The sequence below is a fragment of the Alloalcanivorax marinus genome (assembly GCF_016906305.1).
Lineage (GTDB): Bacteria > Pseudomonadota > Gammaproteobacteria > Pseudomonadales > Alcanivoracaceae > Alloalcanivorax > Alloalcanivorax marinus.
This window is the reverse complement of record NZ_JADDOL010000007.1, coordinates 61141-84753: the sequence shown is the minus strand read 5'-3', so window position 1 is coordinate 84753 and position 23613 is coordinate 61141. Positions and strand designations below refer to the sequence as shown.

The 23613-nt window shown below is 67.5% G+C and carries 21 protein-coding genes and 1 tRNA gene; 5 read left to right on the top strand and 17 right to left on the bottom strand.

Translation table 11 applies throughout. The features are described from left to right. Positions 1–43: 43 nt before the first annotated feature. The gene (locus IM760_RS08195) at positions 44–424 is read right to left on the bottom strand and encodes a SirB2 family protein (RefSeq protein ID WP_204428224.1); all 381 of its coding nucleotides are present in this window, start codon (positions 422–424) and stop codon (positions 44–46) included. A gap of 267 nt (positions 425–691) precedes the next feature. Between IM760_RS08195 and IM760_RS08190 the strand changes: the two genes are divergently transcribed. Continuing rightward, on the top strand, positions 692–1753 hold the full coding sequence (locus IM760_RS08190; protein ID WP_204428222.1) for a 3-deoxy-7-phosphoheptulonate synthase: 1062 nt from the start codon (positions 692–694) through the stop codon (positions 1751–1753). On the opposite strand, the gene IM760_RS08185 is transcribed toward IM760_RS08190, so the two are convergent. The 4 genes from IM760_RS08185 to IM760_RS08170 form a co-directional block, all read right to left on the bottom strand. Continuing rightward, entirely contained in the window at positions 1669–3051 is a 1383-nt protein-coding gene (locus IM760_RS08185) for a methyl-accepting chemotaxis protein (protein ID WP_204428220.1), read from the bottom strand. The genes IM760_RS08190 and IM760_RS08185 overlap by 85 nt on opposite strands. 255 nt (positions 3052–3306) lie before the next feature. Beyond that, entirely contained in the window at positions 3307–6312 is a 3006-nt protein-coding gene (locus IM760_RS08180) for a parallel beta-helix domain-containing protein (protein ID WP_204428218.1), read from the bottom strand. Positions 6313–6563: 251 nt separating this feature from the next. After that, a complete protein-coding gene (locus IM760_RS08175) occupies positions 6564–7073 on the bottom strand; it encodes a DUF4334 domain-containing protein (protein WP_204428216.1) in 510 nt (169 codons plus the stop codon). Between the two features lie 38 nt (positions 7074–7111). Further along, complete coding sequence (locus IM760_RS08170; RefSeq protein WP_239549695.1) at positions 7112–8206, bottom strand: NAD(P)-dependent alcohol dehydrogenase; 1095 nt, start codon at positions 8204–8206, stop codon at positions 7112–7114. 91 nt (positions 8207–8297) lie between these two features. Here IM760_RS08170 and IM760_RS08165 point away from each other — a divergent pair, with 91 nt between their 5' ends. Then, complete coding sequence (locus tag IM760_RS08165; RefSeq protein ID WP_204428214.1) at positions 8298–8906, top strand: TetR/AcrR family transcriptional regulator; 609 nt, start codon at positions 8298–8300, stop codon at positions 8904–8906. A 287-nt stretch (positions 8907–9193) separates the two neighbouring features. Here the strand turns inward: IM760_RS08165 and IM760_RS08160 are convergent. The 8 genes from IM760_RS08160 to IM760_RS08125 all read right to left on the bottom strand — a co-directional run bounded on the left by IM760_RS08160 (position 9194) and on the right by IM760_RS08125 (position 16739). Then, a tRNA-Ser gene (locus IM760_RS08160) sits at positions 9194–9284 on the bottom strand. Positions 9285–9364: 80 nt separating this feature from the next. Continuing rightward, the gene (gene csrA / locus IM760_RS08155) at positions 9365–9556 is read right to left on the bottom strand and encodes a carbon storage regulator CsrA (protein ID WP_138771734.1); all 192 of its coding nucleotides are present in this window, start codon (positions 9554–9556) and stop codon (positions 9365–9367) included. A 219-nt stretch (positions 9557–9775) separates the two neighbouring features. Further along, complete coding sequence (locus IM760_RS08150) at positions 9776–11002, bottom strand: aspartate kinase (protein WP_204428213.1); 1227 nt, start codon at positions 11000–11002, stop codon at positions 9776–9778. A gap of 95 nt (positions 11003–11097) precedes the next feature. Then, the gene (gene alaS / locus IM760_RS08145; RefSeq protein ID WP_204428212.1) at positions 11098–13695 is read right to left on the bottom strand and encodes an alanine--tRNA ligase; all 2598 of its coding nucleotides are present in this window, start codon (positions 13693–13695) and stop codon (positions 11098–11100) included. A 73-nt stretch (positions 13696–13768) separates the two neighbouring features. Next, positions 13769–14533 carry a sulfite exporter TauE/SafE family protein gene (locus IM760_RS08140; RefSeq protein WP_204428211.1) on the bottom strand — a complete coding sequence of 255 codons (765 nt, stop codon included), beginning with the start codon at positions 14531–14533 and terminating at the stop codon, positions 13769–13771. A gap of 41 nt (positions 14534–14574) precedes the next feature. Continuing rightward, on the bottom strand, positions 14575–15072 hold the full coding sequence (locus IM760_RS08135; protein WP_204428210.1) for a regulatory protein RecX: 498 nt from the start codon (positions 15070–15072) through the stop codon (positions 14575–14577). Then, the gene (gene recA, locus IM760_RS08130) at positions 15065–16102 is read right to left on the bottom strand and encodes a recombinase RecA (RefSeq protein WP_204428209.1); all 1038 of its coding nucleotides are present in this window, start codon (positions 16100–16102) and stop codon (positions 15065–15067) included. Before recA ends, IM760_RS08135 begins: the two co-directional genes overlap by 8 nt. Positions 16103–16250: 148 nt before the next feature. Further along, a complete protein-coding gene (locus tag IM760_RS08125; protein ID WP_338021383.1) occupies positions 16251–16739 on the bottom strand; it encodes a CinA family protein in 489 nt (162 codons plus the stop codon). A 224-nt stretch (positions 16740–16963) separates the two neighbouring features. Between IM760_RS08125 and IM760_RS08120 the strand changes: the two genes are divergently transcribed. Then, on the top strand, positions 16964–18130 hold the full coding sequence (locus IM760_RS08120; RefSeq protein ID WP_204428208.1) for a zinc-dependent alcohol dehydrogenase: 1167 nt from the start codon (positions 16964–16966) through the stop codon (positions 18128–18130). A 69-nt stretch (positions 18131–18199) separates the two neighbouring features. Here IM760_RS08120 and IM760_RS08115 read toward each other — a convergent pair whose 3' ends face one another. Then, positions 18200–18958 (bottom strand): lipid-binding SYLF domain-containing protein, encoded by a 759-nt coding sequence (locus tag IM760_RS08115; protein WP_204428207.1) that lies wholly within the window; start codon positions 18956–18958, stop codon positions 18200–18202. 110 nt (positions 18959–19068) lie between these two features. Further along, positions 19069–19890, bottom strand: coding sequence for a thioesterase family protein (locus tag IM760_RS08110; RefSeq protein WP_204428206.1), 822 nt, complete (start codon positions 19888–19890; stop codon positions 19069–19071). Positions 19891–20061: 171 nt separating this feature from the next. On the opposite strand from IM760_RS08110, the gene IM760_RS08105 reads away from it, so the two are divergent. Both IM760_RS08105 and IM760_RS08100 read left to right on the top strand, forming a co-directional pair. Beyond that, the gene (locus tag IM760_RS08105) at positions 20062–20553 is read left to right on the top strand and encodes a PaaI family thioesterase (RefSeq protein ID WP_204428204.1); all 492 of its coding nucleotides are present in this window, start codon (positions 20062–20064) and stop codon (positions 20551–20553) included. Positions 20554–20651: 98 nt separating this feature from the next. Further along, on the top strand, positions 20652–20903 hold the full coding sequence (locus IM760_RS08100; protein WP_204428202.1) for a DUF7218 family protein: 252 nt from the start codon (positions 20652–20654) through the stop codon (positions 20901–20903). An 87-nt stretch (positions 20904–20990) separates the two neighbouring features. Here the strand turns inward: IM760_RS08100 and argC are convergent, their stop codons facing one another. Both argC and IM760_RS08090 read right to left on the bottom strand, forming a co-directional pair. Next, positions 20991–21938, bottom strand: coding sequence for an N-acetyl-gamma-glutamyl-phosphate reductase (gene argC, locus IM760_RS08095; RefSeq protein ID WP_204428200.1), 948 nt, complete (start codon positions 21936–21938; stop codon positions 20991–20993). 74 nt (positions 21939–22012) lie between these two features. Further along, positions 22013–23431 (bottom strand): alkaline phosphatase PhoX, encoded by a 1419-nt coding sequence (locus tag IM760_RS08090; protein WP_204428198.1) that lies wholly within the window; start codon positions 23429–23431, stop codon positions 22013–22015. Between the last annotated feature and the right edge of the window lie 182 nt (positions 23432–23613).

Below are 23613 nucleotides of genomic sequence, written 5' to 3'. Positions count from 1 at the left end.
GGTTGAAGCGCGGTGCCGCCCAGCGGCTCCCACCGGGGTGGGGCTAGCCGAGCCAGGAGGCCGGGTGGTGGCGCACCGCCACCCCTACCATGTAGGCGAATACCGCCATCGCCAGCAGCGCGAAGGCCGCGCGGGTGGTGGCGGAACGGCCGCGTTTGATGGCCACCGTGCCCAGGCCGATATAGACAAGCAGCGCCACCAGCTTGGCCGCCAGCCAGGGGGTCTGCTGGGGCCAGACGCGCAGCATCACCATCAGCGTCACGCCACAGGCCAGCAGCCCGGTGTCGATCACATGGGGCAGCACCCGCACCCAGGGCCGGCGCAAAACCGGCGCATCGCGCACCGACCACCAGGCGCGGATCGTGAACAAGGTGATGCTGGCGGCCGCCAGAGTCACGTGCAGGTGTTTGATCAGGGTGTACACGGCGGTGTTTCCTTAGTAAGCTCGGCCCATTATCAGGAGAATTCAATGCACGGTATCACGTCACAGCGCCTGCTTCCCGGCACCCGGCCTTCGGCCCGGGGCGCGTTGGCGTGCGCCGTTGTCTTCTTCTTCGGGTATTGGTTTAGCCGCTCGCGCGCCTGACCGTACCCGGCAGGCGCGCCCGACCCGGGCCGCCGCCGAAGAAGTCCGAAAAACCCCCGGTTGGCTGCCCACCGGGGGTTTTTTTATGGAAAAAGGAACAAGGATATGAACGCCAGTCTTGCCGCCGTCCGCGACGCCTCGGACCTGCCGTCGTCGCCCCGCCGCGCCCAGCCGCTGCCCTCCCCGGCCGCGCTGCGCGAGGCGCTGCCGCTGTCCGGAGCCACCGCCGCGCGTATCCAACAACAGCGCGACCAGGTGCGCGCCATCCTGCGCGGCGACGACCCGCGCCTGCTGGTGGTCGCCGGGCCCTGCTCGCTGCACGACGCGGACGCGGCCCTGGAGTACGGCCGCCGGCTGCGTGACCTGGCCGTGGCCACCGAGGACCGGCTGCTGCTGGTGATGCGCGCCTACGTGGAGAAACCGCGTACCACGGTGGGCTGGAAGGGGCTGCTCTATGACCCGCATCTGGACGGCCGCGGCGACCTGGCCGAAGGCCTGCGCCGCTCACGCCGGCTGCTGCTGGACCTGGCGGAGCTGGGTCTGCCCCTGGCCAGCGAACTGCTCAGCCCGCTGGCGGCGGACTACCTGGCGGACACCCTGAGCTGGGCGGCGATCGGCGCGCGCACCACGGAATCCCAGATTCACCGGGAAATGGTCAGCGGCCTGGATCTGCCGGTGGGCTTCAAGAACGGCACCGACGGCGAACTGGGCGCGGCCCGGGACGCCATGGGCGCCGCCGCCCACCCCCACGCCCATCTGGGCATCGACGATCACGGCCACCCGGCGCTGATCCAGACCGCCGGCAATCCGGACACCCATCTGGTACTGCGCGGCGGCCGGCGCGGCCCCAACTACGACGCGGACAGCGTGGCCGCCGCCCGCCGGGCGCTGGAAGCCGCCGGGCTCAATCCGCGCCTGATGGTGGACTGCAGCCACGCCAACAGCGGCAAGGATCCGGCCCGGCAGCCCCGGGTGCTGGAGGACATTCTCGCCCAACGGCGGGGCGGCGACCGCACCGTGGCCGGGGTGATGCTGGAGAGCCACCTGCGCGGTGGCAACCAGCCGCTGACCGGGGAACTGGCCTACGGCGTCTCGATCACCGACGCCTGCCTGGGCTGGGACGACACCGAGGCCTGTCTGCGCGCGCTGGCCGCCGACGGCGCCTGAGGCAGCACGAACACCGCCATCTCCCGGCGCAGGGTGTCCGCCTGGCCCTCCAGGCGGGCGGCGGCGCCGGCGGCGTCGGCCACCAGCCCCACATTGGCCTGGGTGACCCGATCCATCTCCAGCACCGCCTGACTGGCCTGACCGATGCCCTGGGTCTGCTCGCCGGACGCCACCCGGATCGCCGCCATGATGCCGGTGACCTGATCCACCGCCTCGAGCATTTCGCTCATGGTGGCCCCCGCCTGGTCGACCCGCTCCCCGCCGCGCTCAATGTGGCGCACCGTATCCCCCACCAGCTCGGTGATTTCCTTGGCCAGGGCGGCGGTGTTCTGCGACAGCGCGCGCACCTCGCCGGCGACCACCGCGAAGCCCCGGCCGTGCTGGCCGGCGCGGGCGGCTTCCACCGCCGCGTTGATGGCCAGCAGGTCGGTCTGGAAGGCAATGCCTTCGATGCGGTCGGTGATGCCCCGGATGCGCTCCGCGCCCTGGCGGATCTCGTCCATGGTGGTGACCACCTCGCGCACCGCCTCGCCGCCCCGGTGGGCCACCCGGCTGGCGCCCTGGGACAGTTCGTCGGCGCGGCGCGCGTGCTCGTCGTTGTTGGCCACGGTGGCGGTGAGTTCTTCCATGCTGGCCGAGGTCTGCTCCAGGGCGGCGGCCAGCTGCTCGAAGCGGGCCGACAGGCCACCGTTACCGGCGGCGATGTGGCGGGCGCCGTCCAGGATGGTGTCACTGCTGGCGCGCACCTGGCCGACGATGGCCGCCAGGTTGTCGCGCATCCGTCCCAGGCCGTTGTAGAGCTGGCCGATTTCGTTGCCGCCCCGGCGCTCCACCGGCTCGGACAGGTCGCCGGCGGCCAAACGCTCGCAGTGCGCCGCCACCCGCCGCAGGGGCTGGATCACATTGACGGTGATGCCCCACAGCACCACCGCCACCAGCACCAGGGAGGCCAACAGCACGCCGGCCAGCACCGCATCCAGCCGGTCCGCCATGGTTTCGAAGTCGGCCACCCGCCCGTCCAGGGCCGTGCGCGACGCGGACAGCACCTGGTCGGCGGCCTGCTCGGCCTGGCCGGGGGACAGGGCCCGGGTTTCCCGCAGCAGGGTCTCGTAGGCGTCGCGCAGGGTGTCGGTGCGCTGTTGGTGCGCCCGGTCCAGGGCGCGGAAGGCGTCCCGGTTGTGATGATTGGCATAGCCACTGACCGCGCCGATCAGCAGCAACATGGCGGCAAAGGCGGCCAGCACCAGGCTCCAGCTGGTTTTTACGGTCAGATCGTCCAATCTTTTCAAGGCCTGCATGCGCGTCTCCCCCTTCGGTTTTCTGGCCACCGGCGCAGGCTAGCGCGACGGCGCGCAAAAAACCGGGGAATCAGCGGTTTTATTGTTGTAAATCAAGGAATTGAGAGAGGATCCGGGGGACGGGAAAGCGGCGCGCAGACCGGTAAGAACCATCGGCCGCGGCGCCGGAATCTTTAGCGTTTTTTTGGCGGAAAGAGATCGCGGCCGAAGCCGCTCCTACACGCTCATTGTAGGGGCGGCCTCAGCCACGATGGCTCAGCGGCACCCCCCGGCGTTGGTGTAGTCCCCGTCCACCACGGTGTTGATCCACTGGTCGAGCAGCGCGGCGGCCTCATCGTGGGCGATGCTGCGCGCGATGGGCGGCATCATCCGCTGAGGGTCGTGCTCGGCGGCCAGCCGGCAGGACACGATGGACTCGGCGCTGTTGCCGGGCACCACCACGTACTGGCGGCCGCAGGAACCGCCGCCGGTGGCGGTGGGCTTCTTGCAGATGCCGTAGCCGGCGTCCACCTCGCGGAAGTGGTCCAGGTAATAGCCGGTGTTGGAGGCGGCGCCCTTGTCGTTGTGGCAGTGCTGGCAGTTCACTTCCAGGTAGGCGCGCAGGCGCTGTTCCACGTCCGCCGGCGAGTTGGCGGTAAGGCCGCCGTCGCCGGGCAGGTTCCAGCGGGGCAGCCGCTCGATGTTGGTGGCCACGCCCTGGCCGTCCAGCGCCAGGTCCGGGGCGCCGGCCAGCAGCCCCTGGTCGATCCAGTACTGCAGTTGGTTGACGCGCGGGAAGCCGCCCTGACCGTCGCTGCCCATGAAGGCGCTTTCCGGCTGGTAGGCCCGGTTCAGGTTGCGCGGCTTGGGCCCAATGGGGGCGCTGCCGCCGGGGCGGTCGTCGTTGCCGTGGCAGGTGATGCACTGGTTGGCGTTGGGCACCGAATAGGCCTCGGTGTCGCCGCTCAGCAGCTGGCCGGTGTTGGCGTCCCGGTAGTGCCAGTGCACCGCCCGGCTGCCGCCGGCGGGGGTGAAGCGCGCCACCCTTTCGCCGTCCTGTTCCTCCCAGATATAGGGCAACCCGGCCCAGAACGCCTTGCCGCTCTGGCTGGTGCGCTTGATCAGCAGCCGGGTTTCCACCAGCTCCTCGGTGCCGTTGGCTTCGTCGGTGAAGGCGAAGGTTTTGGCGATCACCGTGCCCACCGGGAAGTCGATGGCGCCGTTGACGTTGTTGCCGTCCTGGCCGTCCCGGTACACCGCCGGCTCGCCGGGCGGAATAAAGGCGACCCGGTATTTGGTGGCGTAGTCGGAGAACAGCTTGGTATTGAGCACGAAGGGCACGCCGCCTTCGTGGGGCAGGCTGCGCGGATCTTGCGGATCGGCGAACAGGTTGTACTGATCCAGGCGCGGGCAATCCACTTCCAGGGCGGCGCGATTGATCTCGCCCTCCTCCACTTCCTGCTCGCACAGGTAGGCGATGTACTCCTCGCTGGTGGCCGGGTCGTAGTCGCCGCTGGGCTCGAACGGCGGGATCTCCACCCGGGGCAGCGGCGCCAGCACTTCCCCGAAGCGCGCCTGGCAGTCGTGGTCGGACAGATCGGTGTCGGACGGGAAGTTGAGCAGGCCCCCGATAATGTCCACCAGCCCGCCGGGGGTGAGAATGGACAGGTCCTGATCGAGCAGACCCATGACCAGTTCCAGGCCGTCGGTGCCGTGGAAGTTCAGATAAGGCGCGCTGTCGTCGGACAGTTCGTTATCGTGGAAGCAGGAGCCCCAGGTGGGCTGCTTGCGCTGGCCCTGGTCGTCGAATTTGTAGGCGTTGTAATGGCAGGCCGGGTTGGGGTGCTCATTGGTGTGGATCGGCTTGCCGTTCCCGTCCCGGGGCACCGGGTTGCCCTGGGCGTCCACGGGATAGGGGCAATCCGCGTCCAGGTCGTCGCGCAGGCCGTCCCAGATGATGTGCGCGCCCTTGCCCAGGTTGGCCAGGTTTTGCAGGCTGGACAGCAGCTCCGTGGGGTTGTTCAGGGTGGGCAGGTTCTTCAGGCCGATCAGGGTGGGCAGCACGCTCTCGATCTCGCCGGCCAGGGTCTTTTGCAGATCCGGCGGCGGCAGGTCGTAGCCGGAATTGCGCATTACGTTGTCGTGGATGTGCAGCCCCTCGGTGTAAGGGTCCAGCTTTTTGTCAGCGGTGTTGCCGGGGCCGTCGATCAGCTCGTAGCTGATGTAGAGCACGGCGGCGGTGCTGTGGTCCTCGAACACATTGTCGTAGACCTCGATGTTGTCGTAGCCCAGGGTGATGAAGCCGACGCCGCGGGGCACCACCGACACCAGGCCACTGTGGGCGAAGTTGTAGGTGTTGTTGTTGCGCGCCAGGTTGTTGACCATCACCGAGGTGTCGCCGTATTGGGTGATGTTTTCCAGGTCGTAGATCAGGAAGCCGCCGGTGTTGCACTCGGCCACGTTGTCGTCGTACTCGCCGCCCTGCACGTTCTCGATCTCGAAGCCCATGACGTTGTAGGCGGCGCGGCTGTCACGAATGATGGCGGTGCTGGTCTGCCCCACGTAGATGCCGGCGTCGGAGGCGCCGATGGACTCCGAGCCCTCCACCAGGATGTTTTCCGACTCCACCGGATAGATGCCGTAGCGGCCGCTGTCGGAGCTGGGCACGTAGTCCGGCGCCGGGTCGCCCTCGTTGAACGGCGGCGCGGTGCAGGCCACCTGCAGACGCTGACCGTAGTTGGCGGCGGTGATCGGCCCGCCGCCGCCGGACCAGATGGCGCGCACGTTGCGCAGGGTGCCCCATTTCACGCCCTTGAGTTTGAAGGCGTCGCCGGGGGAATCCAGGATGGTCAGGTCGCTGACCGTGATACCGCGTACGTTGAGGGCTTCCAGACCGGTGACGTTGACGCTGTCGCGGAACGACAGCACCGTCTTGTCCTTGCCGCAGCCCTTGATGGTCACGTCCTCGGTGGCCTGAATCAGCAGGCCCTCGTCCAGTTCAAAGAAGCCGCAGCCGAATTCCAGGGTGTCGCGGGGCTTGAGCTGGATCATCGCCTCCACCATCCGGCGCGTGGCGTCCGGGCCCGGCGTCACCTGGAAGGTGCGGCCCTCGCCGAACGGATCGGGGACTTCCTCTTCCGGCTGGTTGGGGCTGGGCGCGCCACCGCCCCCCGCGCCGTCACCGCCGCCGGAGCCGCCACCCCCGCCGCCGCATCCCGTCATTACCAGACCCGCCGCCAACAGCCAGGCGGCGAACGCTAACCGGCACCGTTCGCTGACCATGTTTCCACCCTCTTGTCGTGTTATTGGCGGCCGTCGGGGCGGCGCGCCTTTTTTTGTGACCTGCCGTCCATGGCGGTCACCCTTCGGGCCGTCGCTCGTGCGACGTCAAAAAACGCTCCCGGCGTTTTTTTGTGCAGCAATTTTCGTCAAGCTATTGGTACGTTTGTACAATGGGCGGGCGTGAAGAGGTGTATGGATATTGTGAAGGAATGGTGAATCGCGGCGGGCGCCGCGATTCGGCGGTGTCCGGATCAGCCTTGGCGGCGCAGCACGAAGAAATAGGTCTGGCTGTCACCCCGGGCATCCATGGCCCCCAGGACCGTGTCGTCGTCCACCTTGCGGAAATGGTCACAGATCGGCAGTTGGTCATAGATCATGGTGGCGGTGTCCTGCCCGCGATAGCGGACCGTCCTCAGGCGGGCCGCCGGCCTGTCGGTCTCCACCTCGGCCTGGTGTTCGCCGACCTTGCCGCGCAGCCCTTTGCGGGTAAGCCCGGTCACCTTGACCGGGTCGCCGGCGAACACCCCGGTGCCGTCACTGGTCAGGAACACCAGAGGGTCGACGGTCTCGGCGTCCTGGAAGCGCTTGCCGAACCAGCCGCTCGCTTCCAGCATGCCGTCGGTCACGTGGCCGGACGGGAAGCCCGCGCCCCGCCAGGTGCCGAGCATGTCCTCGGCGTTCATCGGCGGCAGCCCGTCGAAGATTTCAAACGCCTGCTGCTGCGTAACCTTGCCGGCGGCCAGTGCTTCTTGGAATGTCATGGTGCTGTCCTCGCTTAACGGTGTCGGTGAGAGGGTTTTCAATCGGGTAGCAATACCGGTTTCACCACCCGCCCGCTGGCCATGTCCTCGATGGCCTGGTTGATCTGGTCGAACGGGTAGGTGCGCACCAGGGTGTCGAAAGGAAAGCGTCCCTCTTGATAGAGCCCGATCAGCCGCGGAATAAAGATGCGCGGGTCGCTGTCGCCCTCGATCACGCCCTTGAGGGTTCGGCCCTGCAAGAGCGTCATCAGATTGATCCGGGCGCTGGCGCCCGTGGCGCCGACGCCCAGTAACGCACAGGTGCCGGTGGGCCGCAGAACGGCCACCGCCTGCTCCAGCAAGGTGGGCACGCCCACGCATTCCAGCGCATGGTGAACACCGCCGGGCCTGATGCGCCGGATTTCCTCCACCACGTCGACCTCGGCGCCGTTCAGCGTATGGGTGGCACCGAGGCGCCGGGCGGTTTCCAGTTTGTCGTCGATCCGATCGACCACGATGATCGGGTCCGCCCCGGCCGCCTTCGCCGCCATGGTCGCCGCCAGGCCCACCGCGCCGGCGCCGAAGATCGCGATTCCCTCGCCCGCCCGCGCCTGGAGCGTGTTGAGCACCGCCCCGGCGCCGGTTTGAAAGCCGCAGCCCAGCGGCCCCAGTATTTCGATGGGCAGGGAGGCGTCCACCTTCACCGCGTTGTTTCGGTGGGCGATGGCATGGGTGGCGAAGGAGGACTGGTAGAAAAAGACACCTTTCGCGCTCTCCCCGCCAATGCTCAGGGGGGAGGAGCCATCCAGGCGCCCGCCACTGGCGTTCGCCCGGGTAAACCGTTCGCAATAGGCGGGCTGCCCGGCTCCACAGGTGGCGCAGTGATGGCAGGCGAAATAGCTCAGCACCACGTGATCGCCGGGCGCCAGGTCGGTGACGTCCTCGCCCACTTTCTCGACGATGCCGGCGCCCTCATGGCCGAGAACGCCGCCGTTGAAATAACCGGACGCCTTCATGACCAGATCCGTATGGCAGATGCCGACACCGCGAATCCGCACCCGTACTTCCTCGGCGCGGGGCTCTTCAAGCCGACCGGCGGAGAGAGAAAAAGGCCCTTCCGGGGAGGTGGCGACCGCCGCCGTAATGTCGATCATGGCTTCAAGCTCCTTTGCGCCGAACGCATGTATGCAATCACATACAAAAGGCGAGTTCCACTGTTATTCACGCTGGTGGTAAGGTTGCGCCATGAAAAAGACCAGGGATCGGGCCGCCAGCACGCGGGCCCTGTTGGATGCCGGCATCAAGGCCTTTTCGGCCAAGGGGTATGACGCCGCCACCACGAAAGAGATCGCGCGGCTGGCCGGCCTCAATGAGCAGCTCATCACCCGTTATTTCGGCGGCAAGATGGGGCTGCTGGTGGCCGTGTACCGGGATCTGCTCGAACATCAGGAAGACGACCTGGCCTACGAGGCCTCGCCGCGCCAGGCCACCGTGCCCCTGGAAATCGCCCACTTCCTGGCCCACAAGAACCGCCATTTCAGAGCCACGGACAAGCTGATGACCATCATGCTGGTGCGTCTGCTTATCGACCAGGAAACGGCGGCCCGCTACGACCTGTCGTTCATGTACCGGATGTCCACCGTGCTGGCGAAAAGGCTTCGGGTTTTTCAGCAGGAAGGCCGGATCCGACCGGATTGCGATACCTTGCAGGTGAGCGAAAGCATCATGGCCCAGGCCTTCGTGGACCTGTTCCTCACCCCGGCCATCGTCGGCCTGGACCCCGACAGGATAGCGGCGGATTGCGAGAAGATCGTGCGGATCACGTGTGAGGGGATTGTGCCGCCGGCGAGTTGATCGTGGATCGCGGTCGAACGACCGCTCCTCGGGTGGAATGGGGGCGGTGGGGGCGGTGGTTCCACCGCGATTCGGCGGCGGTGGGGGCCGATTCCACCGCTTGGGCGCGCTTTGCGCGCCGAGAGGGAGGGATTGGCTCGCTTCGCTCGGGGCTTCGCCCCGTCACCGCCTTGCGGTGACGCCCCTCACGGCGCTTTGCGCCGTTCGGTCGAACCGGAGGGTTCAGAATCCTGCTCCCTCTCCGCCAGATACAAAAAAGCCCGGCCTGAGCCGGGCTTTTTTGTATCTGGCGGAGAGGGAGGGATTCGAACCCTCGATACGAGTAATACGTATGGTTCCTTAGCAGGGAACTGGTTTCAGCCACTCACCCACCTCTCCGGAACTCGGATCGTCATTTCATGGGAATGTCGATTCAGGCGCGCATGATACCAGCTTAGCTGGAAAATACAGCCCAAAAATCAACCATTCTCGCCGCCTTCGCCGGTTTTTTCGTGTTGAATGCGTTGGTAGATCTCTTCGCGGTGCACCGCCACTTCCTTTGGCGCGTTGACACCGATGCGTACCTGGTTGCCCTTGACGCCAAGAACGGTGACGGTGACTTCATCGCCAACCATCAACGTCTCGCCGACGCGGCGCGTAAGTATCAGCATGGAAAATCCCTCCTGGGTCCTTCAGGTTGTTCTGTGAGCGCAATTTCGCTCCCAAGACTAACGGACCGCTCTCAATGCATCCATCATACGGTACGGCCTACATGTCCGCGGGGGGCGAAAGCCGCATTATGCCGTAACCATTTAACAAAGTCTTCCCGCCGGGCGGGATGTCCGGCAGCACGGGACACGCCTTGACGGCGGCCCCGCTGCCGGTCCGTCTCAGGCCGCGGGCTGGTCCAGTTCGAAGGCCTGGTGCAGGGCGCGGACCGCCAGTTCCAGGTACTTCTCGGCGACCACCACGGACACCTTGATCTCGGACGTGGAGATCATGGTGATGTTGACGCCCTCGGCGGCCAGGGTTTCGAACATCTTGCTGGCCACGCCGGCGTGGGAGCGCATGCCCACGCCCACCAGGGAGATCTTGGCGATCTTGTCGTCGCTGATGATTTCCGGGTTGCCCAGTTCCTCGGCGGATTTCTTGAGGGCTTCCTTGGCTTTGGCGAAGTCGTTGCGGTGCACGGTGAAGGTGAAGTCGGTGGCGCCGTCGGCGCCCACGTTCTGCACGATCATGTCCACTTCAATGTTGGCGTCGCTGACCGGGCCGAGAATCTTGAAGGCGATGCCCGGGGTGTCCGGGGCGCCACGCACGGTGATCTTTGCTTCGTCACGGGTAAAAGCGATGCCAGAGATAACCGGCTTTTCCATATCCACCTCGTCGTCGACGGTAATGAGGGTGCCCGGGCCCTCCTGAAAACTGGACAGTACGCGCAGCGGCACATTGTATTTGCCGGCGAACTCCACGGAACGGATCTGCAGCACCTTGGAACCCAGGCTGGCCATTTCCAGCATTTCCTCGAAGGTGATGCTGTCCAGACGGCGGGCGGTGTCCACCACCCGCGGGTCCGTGGTGTAGACCCCGTCCACGTCGGTATAGATCTGGCACTCATCCGCTTTCAGGGCGGCGGCCAGGGCCACCGCCGTGGTGTCGGAGCCGCCGCGGCCCAGGGTGGTGATGTTGTCGTCGTCGTCCACGCCCTGGAAACCGGCGACCACCACCACGCGACCGGCGTCCAGGTCGGCGCGCATCTTGCGATCGTTGATGTCCTCGATGCGGGCTTTGGAGTGGCTGTGGTCGGTGCGGATCGGCACTTGCCAGCCGGTGTAGGAGCGGGCGTCCACGTCGCGTTGCTGCAACGCCATGGAGAGCAGCGCGATGGTGACCTGCTCGCCGGTGGACACCAGCACGTCCATTTCACGGGTGCTGGGGCTGTCGGAAACCCCGTTGGCGAGTTCGATCAGACGGTTGGTTTCGCCGCTCATGGCGGAAACCACCACCACCACCTGATCCCCCCGCTCCCGGAAGCGCGCCACCCGTTCGGCGACGGCCTGGATGCGTTCGACGGTACCGACCGAGGTGCCGCCGTATTTCTGAACGATGAGTGCCATAGATGACTTTTTCTGCAAAAAGGGGCGCGAAAGGATAGCATTTTCGCGCCGGGGTTTCATGTGAAGGGCCGGATCGCTTCAGCCGCGACCGGTTTTCAGAGCCGCTCTTCCACCCAGCCGTACACACCTTCCAACGCCGCCGGCAGAGCCGCCGCGTCGGTGCCGCCGCCCTGGGCCATGTCCGGGCGTCCCCCGCCCTTGCCCCCGACCTGCTCGGCCACCCGTTTCATCAGGTCACCGGCCTTGACCCGGTCGGTGAGGTCCTTGGTGACGCCGGCCACCAGGGCCACCTTGTCGCCGTCGGCGGCGGCCAGCAGGATCACGCCGGAGCCCAGCTTGTCCTTCACCTTGTCCATGGTCACGCGCAGGGTTTTGGCGTCGGCGCCGTCCACCAGGGTGGCCAGTACCTTGACCCCGGCCACCTCGCGGGCGTCGGCGGTCAGGTCGCCGCCGGCGCCGGAGGCCAGTTTCTGTTTCAGGCGCTCCACTTCCTTTTCCAGCTCGCGCAGGCGGCGGGCCTGGGCGGCCACGCGACCGGCGGCCAGCTCCGGGCTGCTCTTGACGGTGGCGGCGATCTCCTCCAGCGCGCGCTCCTGGTCGCGCACGGCGGCCAGGGCGTACTCGCCGGTGACCGCCTCGATGCGGCGCACGCCGGCGGCGGCGGAGGTTTCCAGGGTGATCTTGAACAGGCCGATGTCACCGGTGCGCTGCACATGGGTACCGCCGCACAGTTCCTTGGAGAAACCGTCGGTGCCCATGGTCAGCACCCGCACTTCATCGGCGTACTTCTCGCCAAACAGGGCCATGGCGCCGGCCTTGCGGGCGGCGTCCATGTCCATCAGCTCGGTGGTGACGGCGGCGTTGGCGAGGATCTGGCGGTTGACGATGGCCTCGATGCGGTCGCGCTGGTCGGCGCTCAGAGCTTCCCCGTGGGAGAAGTCGAAGCGCAGGTAGTCCGGCGCCACCAGGGAGCCTTTCTGCTGCACATGCTCGCCGAGCACCTGGCGCAGGGCGGCGTGCAGCAGGTGGGTGGCGGAGTGGTGGCGCATGATGGCGCGGCGCCGTTCCAGGTCCACGTAGGCGTCGACCTTGTCGCCCACCTTGAGAGCGCCCTCGCGCACCGTGCCGATGTGGATGTGGGCCTGGCCGCGTTTGCGGGTGTCTTCCACGTCGAAGCGGCCGCCGTCGCCGGCCAGCACGCCCCGGTCGCCCACCTGGCCGCCGGACTCCGCGTAGAACGGGGTGCGCTTGAGCACCACCATGCCGGTGTCGCCGGCTTCCAGCCGGTCCACGGCGGCGCCGTCGCGGTAGAGGGCTTCCACCTCGGCCTGGTCTTCGTGTTTCTCATAGCCGGAGAAATCGGTGACCGACTCGATATTGAGGCGGTCGCTGTAATCGTTGCCAAAGGCACCGGCGCCCCGGGCGCGCTGGCGCTGGGCGTCCATTTCCCGTTCGAAGCCTTCCAGGTCCACGTCCAGGCCGTGCTCGCGGGCCACGTCGGCGGTCAGGTCCGGCGGGAAGCCGTGGGTATCGTACAGTTGGAACACCACTTCGCCGGGCAGGGTCTTGCCGTCCAGGTCGGCCATGGCGCCTTCCAGCACCTTCATGCCGGCGGCCAGGGTGCGGCCGAACTGTTCTTCCTCGGCGAGCAGGGCCTTCTCCACCCGCGCCTGCTCCCGGGCCAGTTCCGGATAGGCGTCGCCCATTTCGTCCACCAGCGCCTGTACCAGGGTGTGGAAGAAGGGCCGGCTCTGGCCCAGTTGATGGCCATGGCGCAGGGCACGGCGGATGATGCGGCGCAGCACATAGCCGCGGCCCTCGTTGGAAGGCACCACGCCGTCGGTGATCAGGAAGCCGGCGGAGCGGATGTGGTCGGCGATCACCCGCAGGCTCTTGTTCTCCAGGTCGTCACAGCCGGTGGCCTTGGCCGCCGCCTTGAGCAGATTCTGGAACAGGTCGATCTCGTAGTTGGAGTGCACGCCCTGCTTGACCGCGGCGATACGCTCCAGGCCCATGCCGGTGTCCACGCTGGGCTTGGGCAGCGGCTTGAGCTCGCCGTCGTCCTGGCGGTCGTACTGCATGAACACCAGGTTCCAGATTTCGATGTAGCGGTCCAGGTCGCCGTCCTCGGAGCCCGGCGGCCCCCCGGGCACGTCGGCGCCGTGGTCATAGAAAATCTCGGAGCTGGGGCCGCAGGGGCCGGTGTCGCCCATCTGCCAGAAATTGTCCTCGTCCAGACGCGAGAAGCGCTCGGCGCTGACGCCCATTTCCTTGAGCCAGATGTCCGCCGCCTCGTCGTCGGAGACGTGCACGGTCACCCACAGACGCTCCTCCGGCAGGCCCAGCTCGCCGGTGAGAAACTCCCAGGCGAAGCGGATGGCGTCGCGCTTGAAGTAATCGCCGAAGCTGAAGTTGCCCAGCATCTCGAAGAAGGTGTGGTGGCGGGCGGTGTAGCCCACGTTCTCCAGGTCGTTGTGCTTGCCGCCGGCGCGCACGCAGCGCTGGGCACTGGTGGCGCGGCTGTAGTCGCGTTTTTCGCGGCCCAGGAACACGTCCTTGAACTGGTTCATCCCCGCGTTGGTGAACAGCAGGGTGGGATCGTTCTCCGGCACCAGGGAGGACGAGGGTACCTTGGCGTGTCCCTGGCGGGCGAAATAATCGAGAAAGGCCTGGCGGATTTCAGCGCTGGTCATACGGAACAAACACTTACCGGAAATTAGGGACCGGCAGTATAGCGTTGTCCCAGGGCGGTTGCGATGGGGCCGCTTACTTGAAAAAGGCGGCGGTACAGACCGCCACCACCATCACCAGCAGGATCCACTTCAACACCCGCTGGGACACCTTGTGGGCGAAGCCCACGCCCAGCCGCACGCCCAGCAGGGTGCCGGCGCCCAGCAGCAGGCCCGGCAGCCAGGCCACCTGGTCGCGCCAGGCGAAGATGGACAGCGCCAGCACGGTGAAGCCGCCGGTGATGGCCAGCTTGAGGCCGTTGGTGCGCACCAGGTCGTAGCGCAACTGGCCCGCCAGCACCGCGATCAGCAAAAAGCCCACCCCGGCCTGGGCGAAGCCGCCGTAGGCGCCGGTGAGGAACAGCCCCACCCAGGCCGCCGGCGTGGACGCCAGGGCGCGGGGCGCCTCGTCGGGCCCGGCCACCAGGGTGGCGGGCTTGACCACCATGACCACCGCCATCAGCACCAGGGTGCCGAGCAGCACCGGCTCCAGAATGTCGGTGGGCAGAAAGGACGCGGCCAGGGTCCCGAGCAGGGCGCCGGCCAGGGTGGGCACCAGAATGCCCGGCAGGGTGTTGAACGGCATGGAGCCGTGGCGATGGAACTGGCGCACGCCTTCCAGGGACTGGATCAGCACGCCCACCCGCATGGTGCCGTTGGCCAGGGCCGGACCCATGCCGGTGAGCATCAGCAGCGGCAGGATCAGCAGACCGCCGCCGCCGGCCAGGGTATTGATAAAGCCGGCAATCACGCCGGAGCCGAGCAGCGCCGCGACCAGCCAGGGGTCTCCCAGGTATTCCATCTACGTTCCCCGATCAAAAAACGTGGGCCGCCGGCCCTCGGTCAGTCCAGCGTATCCTGGTCCTCGCTGGCGGCGTCCAGGGCGGCGAAGCATTGCTCCGCGTCGAAGCCCCGGGACTGCAGAAAGCGCAGTTGCTTGGCCTTTTCCTTGCGGTCCGCCGGCGGATGCCGGAAGCGGCGCCCGTGCACGTCCCGGGCCAGGGCGAACCAGTCGCAGTCCGCCTCGTCCAGGGCGGCGCCGATCATCTCGTCGCCGAGCCCCTTCTCACGCAATTCCGCGCGGATGCGCAGGGGCCCCTGGCCCCGTTCGATGCGCGAGCGCACGAAAAAACCGGCGAAGCGCCGGTCGTTAAGAAAGTCGTGTTCCTGGCACCATTCCAGCACCGGGTCCAGCGGCGCCTGGTCACCGAACCGGCGCCGCATCTTGCCGCGCAGTTCGTGGTGGCCGTGATCCCGGCGCGCCAGCAGCTTGACGGCGTACTGCCGCACGGTGGCCTCGTCCACGGGGCCGTCGCCGGCCCCGTCGCCCCGTTTACTCATCCGTGGCTTCGGACTTCTCTTCGGCCTCGGCCGGTGCCTCGCTGGGCACCGCCAGCAGACGGGCGCGGATTTCCTTCTCGATGGCCTGGGCCACGTCCGGATGCTCGGCCAGATAGTCGCAGGCGTTCTGCTTGCCCTGCCCGATCTTGTCGCCCTGGTAGGCGTACCAGGCACCGGACTTGTCCACCAGCCCCTGCTGCACGCCCAGGTCCAGCACTTCGCCGAGCTGGTTGATGCCCTGGCCGTAGAGGATCTGGAATTCGGCCTGGCGGAACGGCGGCGACACCTTGTTCTTCACCACCTTGACGCGGGTCTCGTTGCCGATCACCTCGTCGCCCTGCTTGACCGCGCCGATGCGGCGGATGTCCAGGCGCACGGAGGAATAGAACTTGAGGGCGTTACCGCCGGTGGTGGTCTCCGGGTTGCCGAACATCACACCGATCTTCATACGGATCTGGTTGATGAACACCACCAGGCAGTTGGCGTTTTTCACGTTACCGGTGATCTTGCGCAGGGCCTGGCTCATCAGGCGGGCCTGCAGGCCCACGTGGGCATCGCCCATCTCGCCTTCGATCTCCGCCTTGGGCACCAGCGCCGCCACCGAGTCGACGATCACCACGTCCACGGCGCCGGAGCGCACCAGCATGTCGGTGATTTCCAGGGCCTGCTCGCCGGTGTCCGGCTGGGACACGATCAGGTCGTCCACGTTGACGCCCAGCTTCTCGGCGTAATCCGGGTCCAGGGCGTGCTCGGCGTCCACGAAGGCGCAGGTGGCGCCTTTCTTCTGGGCCTGGGCGATCACGCTCAGGGTCAGGGTGGTCTTACCGGAGGATTCCGGACCGTAGATTTCCACGATGCGGCCCTTGGGCAGGCCGCCGATGCCCAGGGCGATGTCCAGGCCCAGGGAACCGGTGGAAATGGCGGGAATGCGCTCGCGCTTCTGGTCGCCCATGCGCATTACCGAACCTTTGCCGAACTGGCGCTCGATCTGGGACAGCGCCGCCGACAGTGCCTTGCTCTTGTCGCTCATTTGAAACCCCTCTCCGATTCCTTGTCCTGGACCGATGTCCTGAAACCGTCTCTGAAACCGTGCATTGGAACATGCTGACCTCCTGGCCAGCACTGTCTATCTGGACAGCATTATGGGCAGTGTCGCGCCGCGCTGCAACCCCCGCCGCTCAGACCGCCGCCAGCCGGGCGATCAGCCCTTCCACGGCGGCCTCGATGGTGGCGTCGCGCACCGCGCCGCGATCGCCGGTGAATTGAAACCGCTCGGCCCGGGACCAGTCCGGGCCCTGGGCCCAGGCGATCCAGACCGTGCCCACCGGTTTGTCGGCGCTGCCGCCGCCGGGCCCGGCCACGCCGCTCACCGCCACGCTGATGTCGGCGCGGGAGCGGATCAGCGCGCCGCGGGCCATTTCCAGCACGGTGGCCTCGCTGACCGCACCGTGCCGGTCCAGGGTGGCGGCGGCCACGCCCAGCATCTCCATCTTGGCGTCGTTGGAGTAGGTCACGAAACCCCGCTCGAACCAATCGGAGGCGCCGATGATCTCTGTCAGCACGTACGCGATGCCGCCGCCGGTGCAGGACTCCGCGGTGGCCATTTTCAGACGCCGGGCGTTGAGCCGGCGGGCCAGTTCCGCGGCCCGTTGATGAATGTCGGTCACGAAAATTCCCTCTTCTCGCCATTGCTCGACCGCCGGCGCCTGCCGCGACGGCGGCCCGTCATCATACAGGCCCCGGCGGCGGGCAAATAGGGGCCCGGTCACGGGCCGACCCGGCCGCGTGCCCGGCTGCGCGGCCTCCCCTAGGGGTTTGTCCCGATGGCCAGGCCGGAGGCGTGCTCCTAGCGTGAGGTCTGATATGGATGCGCTGTACAAGGAGGACTGTTATGAAAGCGCTGACCTGGCACGGCACCCACGACGTGCGCGTGGACAATGTGCCCGACCCGACCATCCAGGAACCCCGGGATGCGATTATCAAGGTAACCGCCACCGCCATCTGCGGCTCCGACCTGCACCTCTACAACGGCCTGATGGCCGGCATGCAGCCCGGCGATGTGCTCGGCCATGAGTTCATGGGCGAGGTGGTGGAAACCGGCTCCGCGATCACCAACCTGAAAAAGGGCGACCGGGTGGTGGTGCCGTTCACCATTTCCTGCGGCCACTGCTTTTTCTGCGACCGGCGGCTCTATTCCCTTTGCGAGGAAAGCAACCCCAACGCGGACCAGGCCGCCGAGGTGATGGGGCACTCCCCCGCCGCCCTGTTCGGCTATTCCCATCTGCTGGGTGGCATGCCCGGCGGCCAGGCGGAGTACGTGCGCGTGCCCTACGCGGACGTGGGGCCGCTGAAGATCGAGTCCGAGCTGCCGGACGAGAAACTGCTGTTCCTGTCCGACATCTACCCCACCGGCTACATGGCCGCGGAGAACGCGCACATTACGCCGGGGGATACGGTGGCGATCTGGGGGGCCGGCCCGGTGGGCCAGTTCACCGCCCACAGTGCCTGGATGCGCGGCGCCGGCCGGGTGATCATGATCGACCGCCGCGAGGAACGCCTGGAGCTGGCGCGCCGGAAATCCCGGGTCGAGACCCTCAATTTCGAGCAGGAGGACCCGTACCAGCGGCTGATGGAGATGACCCGGGGCTACGGTCCGGACAGCTGCATCGATGCGGTGGGGGCCGAGGCCCACGGCGCCGGCGATCCGGAATACCAGCAGCGCGACGCGGACTCCAGCGAGCCCAACCGCCCGGGGGTGCTCAACGAGATGATCCGCGCCTGTCGCAAGGCGGGCACCCTGTCACTGCCCGGCGTGTACACCGATCAGGTGGACGGCGTGCTGATAAGCGGCCTGATGAACAAGTCCCTGTCCGTGCACTCCGGCCAGACCCACATGCAGGGCTATATGCCGTCGCTGTTCGAGACCATCGAGCAGGGGCAGATCGACCCCTCGTTCATCGTCACGCACCGCTACGGCCTGTCCAAGGCGGCGGACGCCTACGCGCAGTTCAACGCCAAGACGGACGGCTGCATCAAGGTGGTGATGACGCCGGATTGAAGGCGCCCAACGAAAAACGGCGCCGCGGGGCGGCGCCGTTCCGGTTCTGTGATGAAAAAGAACGAGGCTTCAGGGCAGGCGGTCGATCAGCTTGACGTCCTGGTCGCTGTCCACGTCACCCTGGAGGATGCTCACCACGTTGACCTCGCCGGCCTGGGAATAGAATTCCTGGTTGGCCTCTTCATCGGCGAACACATCGCTGACGCTGATGGCGCCACCGGCGAACACGCCTTCGGTGTCGCTCCACAGGATCACATCACCCTTGCCCCAGCTGCCCTGGGCCTGGCCGGACCAGTCGATCAGGGTAAGGCCGGCATCGGCGTTGAGGGCGAAGTTGTGGTCCTGCTTGAAGGAATCCACCGCCTCGTCGGTCATCAGCAGCATGGCCACCTGGCCGGCGCTGATGCCGCCCTGGGCACCGGCACTGACGGCGCCGAAGTTATAGAAGGCCGGGCCGTTCCAGTCACCGTCCTGCTTGGTGAACACCACGCCCTGACCGCCACGGCCGCCGAGCACCAGCGCGCCACGGCCGAAGTCGGGCACCAGGAACACGCCCTTGGCCTGACGCAGGGCATTCTGCAGTTCCTCGTCCCGCTCCATGGCGGTCAGCACTTCGCCGGCCTGGTCCAGGACGTCCCGGGTATTGCGGCGCTCGTCCGGGTTTTCCAGATTGGCGGAGCGCTGCTCCTGCATGCTGCTCGGGTTCTGCATGGTTTCCGCGTCGGTCACGTCGCGGCTGCCCTGGTTGGCGGGCACCGCGGCGCTCAGCGCGCTCAGGGTCAATACCGCGAGGGTGGCGGTGGCTTTCTTCATTGGTTCGCTTTTCATCGGCTCTCTCCTTGTCGCCTTTGAATGGCACCCCTCACGCTATGGCCCTGATGGCGTCGTTCCTATGGGGGTTTTCCCCTACTCCTGTTAAACCTGTTTAATCATTCGCCTTAATCCTTGGTGGCGTACACCGGCATCGCCAGGGTGGCCTGCAGTATGCGCCCGACCGGGCCGTCCCGGTCGTACAGCGTGCTTTCCACCAGACCGTTGCCGTTGGGCTGCATGCGCGCCAGAGCGTCCATGCCCAGCCACCCGCCACGCGGTTCCCGGTGCAGATAGAGGCTGATGTCGGTGTTGATGCAGCCGGTGCCCGGATTGACCTGCAACTGCCCCACCCCGTTGCCGAAATCCGCCAGGGCGGCGGCGTGCACCGAGGGCGAGCAGGCTTCGCCGGCCACCACCGGCACCGGCAGGCGCATCCACACCCGGCCACGGCCGCTGCCGTCCACGCCGTCCACCCGCACCACCCGTACCGTATGGTGCAGGCCCGGCAGCGGCAGGGGCGCCTGGCCCCGGGCGCGACCGGCGGCCTCGGACAGGCTGGCCTCGTCGTCGCCCCGGGGCGGCAGGTCGCCGGCCGGGAAGCGGGCCGCCGGCGGCACCTCCAGGGGCACCTGCTCCAGATACAAGGCACTGGCGCGGCTGACGATCACGCCGTCGGCCTTCAGGTCCGCCTGCAACAGGCGCAACCGGCGACCGTCGCGGACCCGTTGCACCTCCACGGTGAGCGGCGCCGCCGGCACCGGCCGCAGCAGATCCACGGTGAAGCGCGCCAGCCGCAGGCCGCCCTCGGTGCCGGCGGGCTCCAGCACCGTGGCCAGCAGACCGGCCGGCGCGCCACCGTGCAGAAAGTCGGGGCTCCAGGGGCCGCCGGCGTTTTCGCCGGGCAGATAGACGTCGCCTTCGCGGCGAAACAGGGCGTTCTCGGTCATGGACGATCACTCTTGGCGGGGCCGCGCTTGACAGGGGGCGGGCCGTATTGTTTTTTGAGGCGGCATTTTTTTGATACGGCGTTTCAAAAACGCCGCGCTTGATAAAACAGTGCTTGATAAAAACAGTGTATCGGCGCCGACGCAAGCGGCGCCCCGGCTCGGGACCCCGCAATGACAGACACTCTTTCGCTTCAGGACCGGGGCCACCCGGACGGCATTTGCTACGGCTGCGGCAGCGCCCACCCCAGCGGCCTGCATCTGAAAAGCCACTGGCACGAGGACGGCCGGCACGTGGTCGCCACCCACACTCCGGACCCGCAGTTCACCGGCTGGCCGGGTCTGGTCTACGGCGGCCTGCTGGCGATGCTGATCGATTGCCACTCCAACTGGACCGCCATGGCCTACCACTACCGGGCCGAGGGCCGCGAAGCGGGCAGCCAGCCGCCCATCAACTGCGTCACCGGCCGCCTGGACATTCGCTATCTGAAGCCGACGCCCATGGGCGTGCCGCTGCTGCTGAAAGGCCGGGTGGAGGGCGACGTGGGCCGCAAGAGCCGGGTGATCTGCGAGGTGTGGGCCGGCGACGTGCTTACCGCCACCGCCGACTCCGTGTTCGTGCGGGTGGACACCGATCAGCTGGCGCGGGCGGCCGGGTCGGCCTGACCGGGTCGGCCTGACCGGGTTTTTGCATTTTTATACACCACCCGCCGCGCCGGGAAGCGCACCATGGAAGCCCCTGTCAACGATCAAGGAGTGATCCCATGGCCAGCGAAAACCACGGCAAGCAGATCAAGAACGACGATCAGTACGAGGCACTGCGCGACCGGGGCATGAGCAAGTCCAAGGCGGCGCGGATCGCCAACACCCGCAACGCCGGCAAGAAAGGCGGCAAGCAGCCGCCCTACGAGGACTGGAGCCGCGAGGAGCTCTACCAGCAGGCGAAGAAGGTGGGCATCGACGGGCGCAGCAAGATGAACAAGGAGGAACTCAAGCGCGCCCTGCGCGGACGCTGAACCGGCGCCCGCGAAACGTCCGCCCGCGAAAACGGCAGGAGCGGTGGCCCGACCGCGAGCCCCCCGGGCACGCTTCCCACGCGGGCGTCACGCGCTCAGGCCAGTGCCTTCATCCACGCCCAGGTGCACGTTCATGTTCTGCACGGCGGCGCCGGCGGCGCCCTTGCCCAGGTTGTCGAGCCGGGCCACCACGCATTGGCGCTCGCCGTTGCCGAACAGGAACAGGTCCACCCGATTGGTGTCGTTGCTGCCCTGCACGTCGAAGAAGCCGCCGTTCAGGTTGGCCGGGTCGTCCGGCGCGTGCACCCGCACGAACGGCTCATCGGCGTAACGGCCGCGCAGCGCCTGGTAGAGATCGTCGGCGCCGGTGCCCGCCTTCAGGTGGGACAGATGCAGCGGCACAGTCACCGCCAGCCCCTTGAGGAAGGGCCCCACCGTGGGCACGAACACCGGCGCCAGCCCCAGGCCGGCATAGCGCTGCATTTCCGGCAGGTGCTTGTGCTCCAGACCCAACGCGTAGGAACGCGGCGCGCGCAGCAGCCCGTCCGCGTCGGCGTCGTAATCGGCGATCATGTTCTTGCCGCCGCCGCTGTAGCCGGTGATGGAAGTGGCGGTGAGCGGATAATCCGCCGGCAGCAGGCCGGCGTCCACCAGCGGCCGCACCGCCAGAATAAAGGCGCTGGCGTGGCAGCCCACATTGGCGATGCGCTTGCTGGCGCGGATTTTGTCGCGCTGGCCCGGGGCCAGCTCCGGCAGGCCATAGACCCAGCCCTCGGCCACCCGGAAGGCGGTGCTGGCGTCGATCAGGCAGGTGTCCGGGTTGTCCACCATGGCGGCGGCCTCCCGGGAGGCGGCGTCCGGCAGGCACAGGAAAGCCACGTCGGCGGCGTTCAGCAGACGGGCCCGCTCCGCCGGGTCCTTGCGCAGGGCACTGTCGATCCGCAGCAGCTCGATGTCGTCGCGCCGCTCCAGATAATCAAACAGCCGCAGACCGGTGGTGCCTTCCTGACCGTCCACATAAACCTTGAATGCCATTGTCGCCGTCTCTCTCGGTGTGCCGGACCGGAAAGCCTAGGCACAAGCCCCGCCGGATGCAACGGGCGGGCCGCTCAAACGGCGCGAAAGGCGGCCGGCACGGTCAGTTCGTAGGTGCGCCCCAGGGGCAGGCCGAGCAGGCCGGCGGGGCCGCGCTGGGAGCTGAAGTACAGGCGCGACCCGTCGGCGGTGAACGCCGGCCCGGTGAGCTCGCTGCCGCCGCCGGGCACCTGCAGCAGGATTCGGGCCGGCTGATTGGGCACCATCACCATCAGGCGCATGGCTTCCCCGTCCTCGGCCACCACCACGTCACCCATGGGGCTGACCACCAGGTTGTCCACGTCGTCGAAGGCGTCCTCGCCGGCGCTGATCAATTGCTCGTTGTCGAACACCACCTCGATCAGGTCGTTGTCCACGTCCAGGGCGTGCACCCGGTTGTCGCCTTTGCAGGCGAAGAACACCACCGCCCGCAGCGGGTGCTCGAAACCGGTCACGGTGTCGCGCTCCCCCTCCGGCCAGTACTGAATCCAGATGCCCTCGCCGCCCTTGAAACGGGTCCCGGGCGCGCCCTGGCCGGTGCTCTCCTCGATGCGCGCCCGCACCCGGCTCTGCGGTTCGTCCGGGGATTGCACGTCCACCCAGGTCACCCGGCGCAGCGCCCGGGCGCCGGCCAGGTCTTCCATATAGGCGCCGTTCTCGAAGCCTTCCACTTCCAGCACCTGCAGAACGCCGTTGTCCAGGTCCAGCCCGGGGGCGCCGTTGACCGCGCTGACCCGGCCGGCGGAGCGGAACCGGTACAGGCGGCCGTCACCCTCGTCCTCGGTCATGAACACCGACGACGTGGCCAGGTCCACGGCGGCGGCCTCGTGTTTGAAACGCCCCAGGGCCGGGTGGGATTGCGCCTGGCGGGGCGTGCCCACCGGGTCGCACTCATACACCTGCCCGTCTTCCACCTCCTCGCAGGACAGCCAGGTGCCCCAGGGGGTGGCGCCGCCGGCGCAGTTGATGCGGGTGTTCGACAGGATCGGATAGGCGTCCAGCAGTTCACCGTCGGCGCCGAAGCGCAGCGCCCCCACCCCACCGGGCACGAACTCGCTGTTGGACACATACACCCAGCCGCCGTCCGCCTGGGAAAACACCGCCCCGCCGTCCGGCAACGAATGCCAGAGAAACAGCGGCAGCTTGGACACCGGCTGGCGGCCGGCGGTGGCCACCCGGCGCAGCGCGAACCCTTCCGGGATCAGCACGCCGTCCACGCCGGAGTCCACCAGCGGCCCGATGTTGGCCAGCGGCCCGGCGCGCAGGGGCAGTTCCCGGGCCGGCGCCGGCGGCTCCGGCGTCGGCGTCGGGGTGCCGCCGCCGTCGCCCGGGTCCCGGGGTGTCTCCCCAGCGCCGGACGGACCGGACGAGGAACCCCCGCCGCAGGCGGCCAGGGCGCCGCCGCCGCCGGCCAGAAACATGAGTTGCAGAATATCGCGTCGTGACAGTGCCATGGTTTACCCCCTTCGGCCGGATCGGACCTGGAAAATCACCCAGCCTGGGCGGGCAAGATGACGGTCCCGTGGCAGGCACGCCCGTTCCCGTAGGGGTCCTGTGGCGGATCTGTAACCGGTCGGTAAAGGGGTCGTCTTTGAAGACGGCCGGCAACCTGATTAAATAGCGCGTTTGGTGGAGC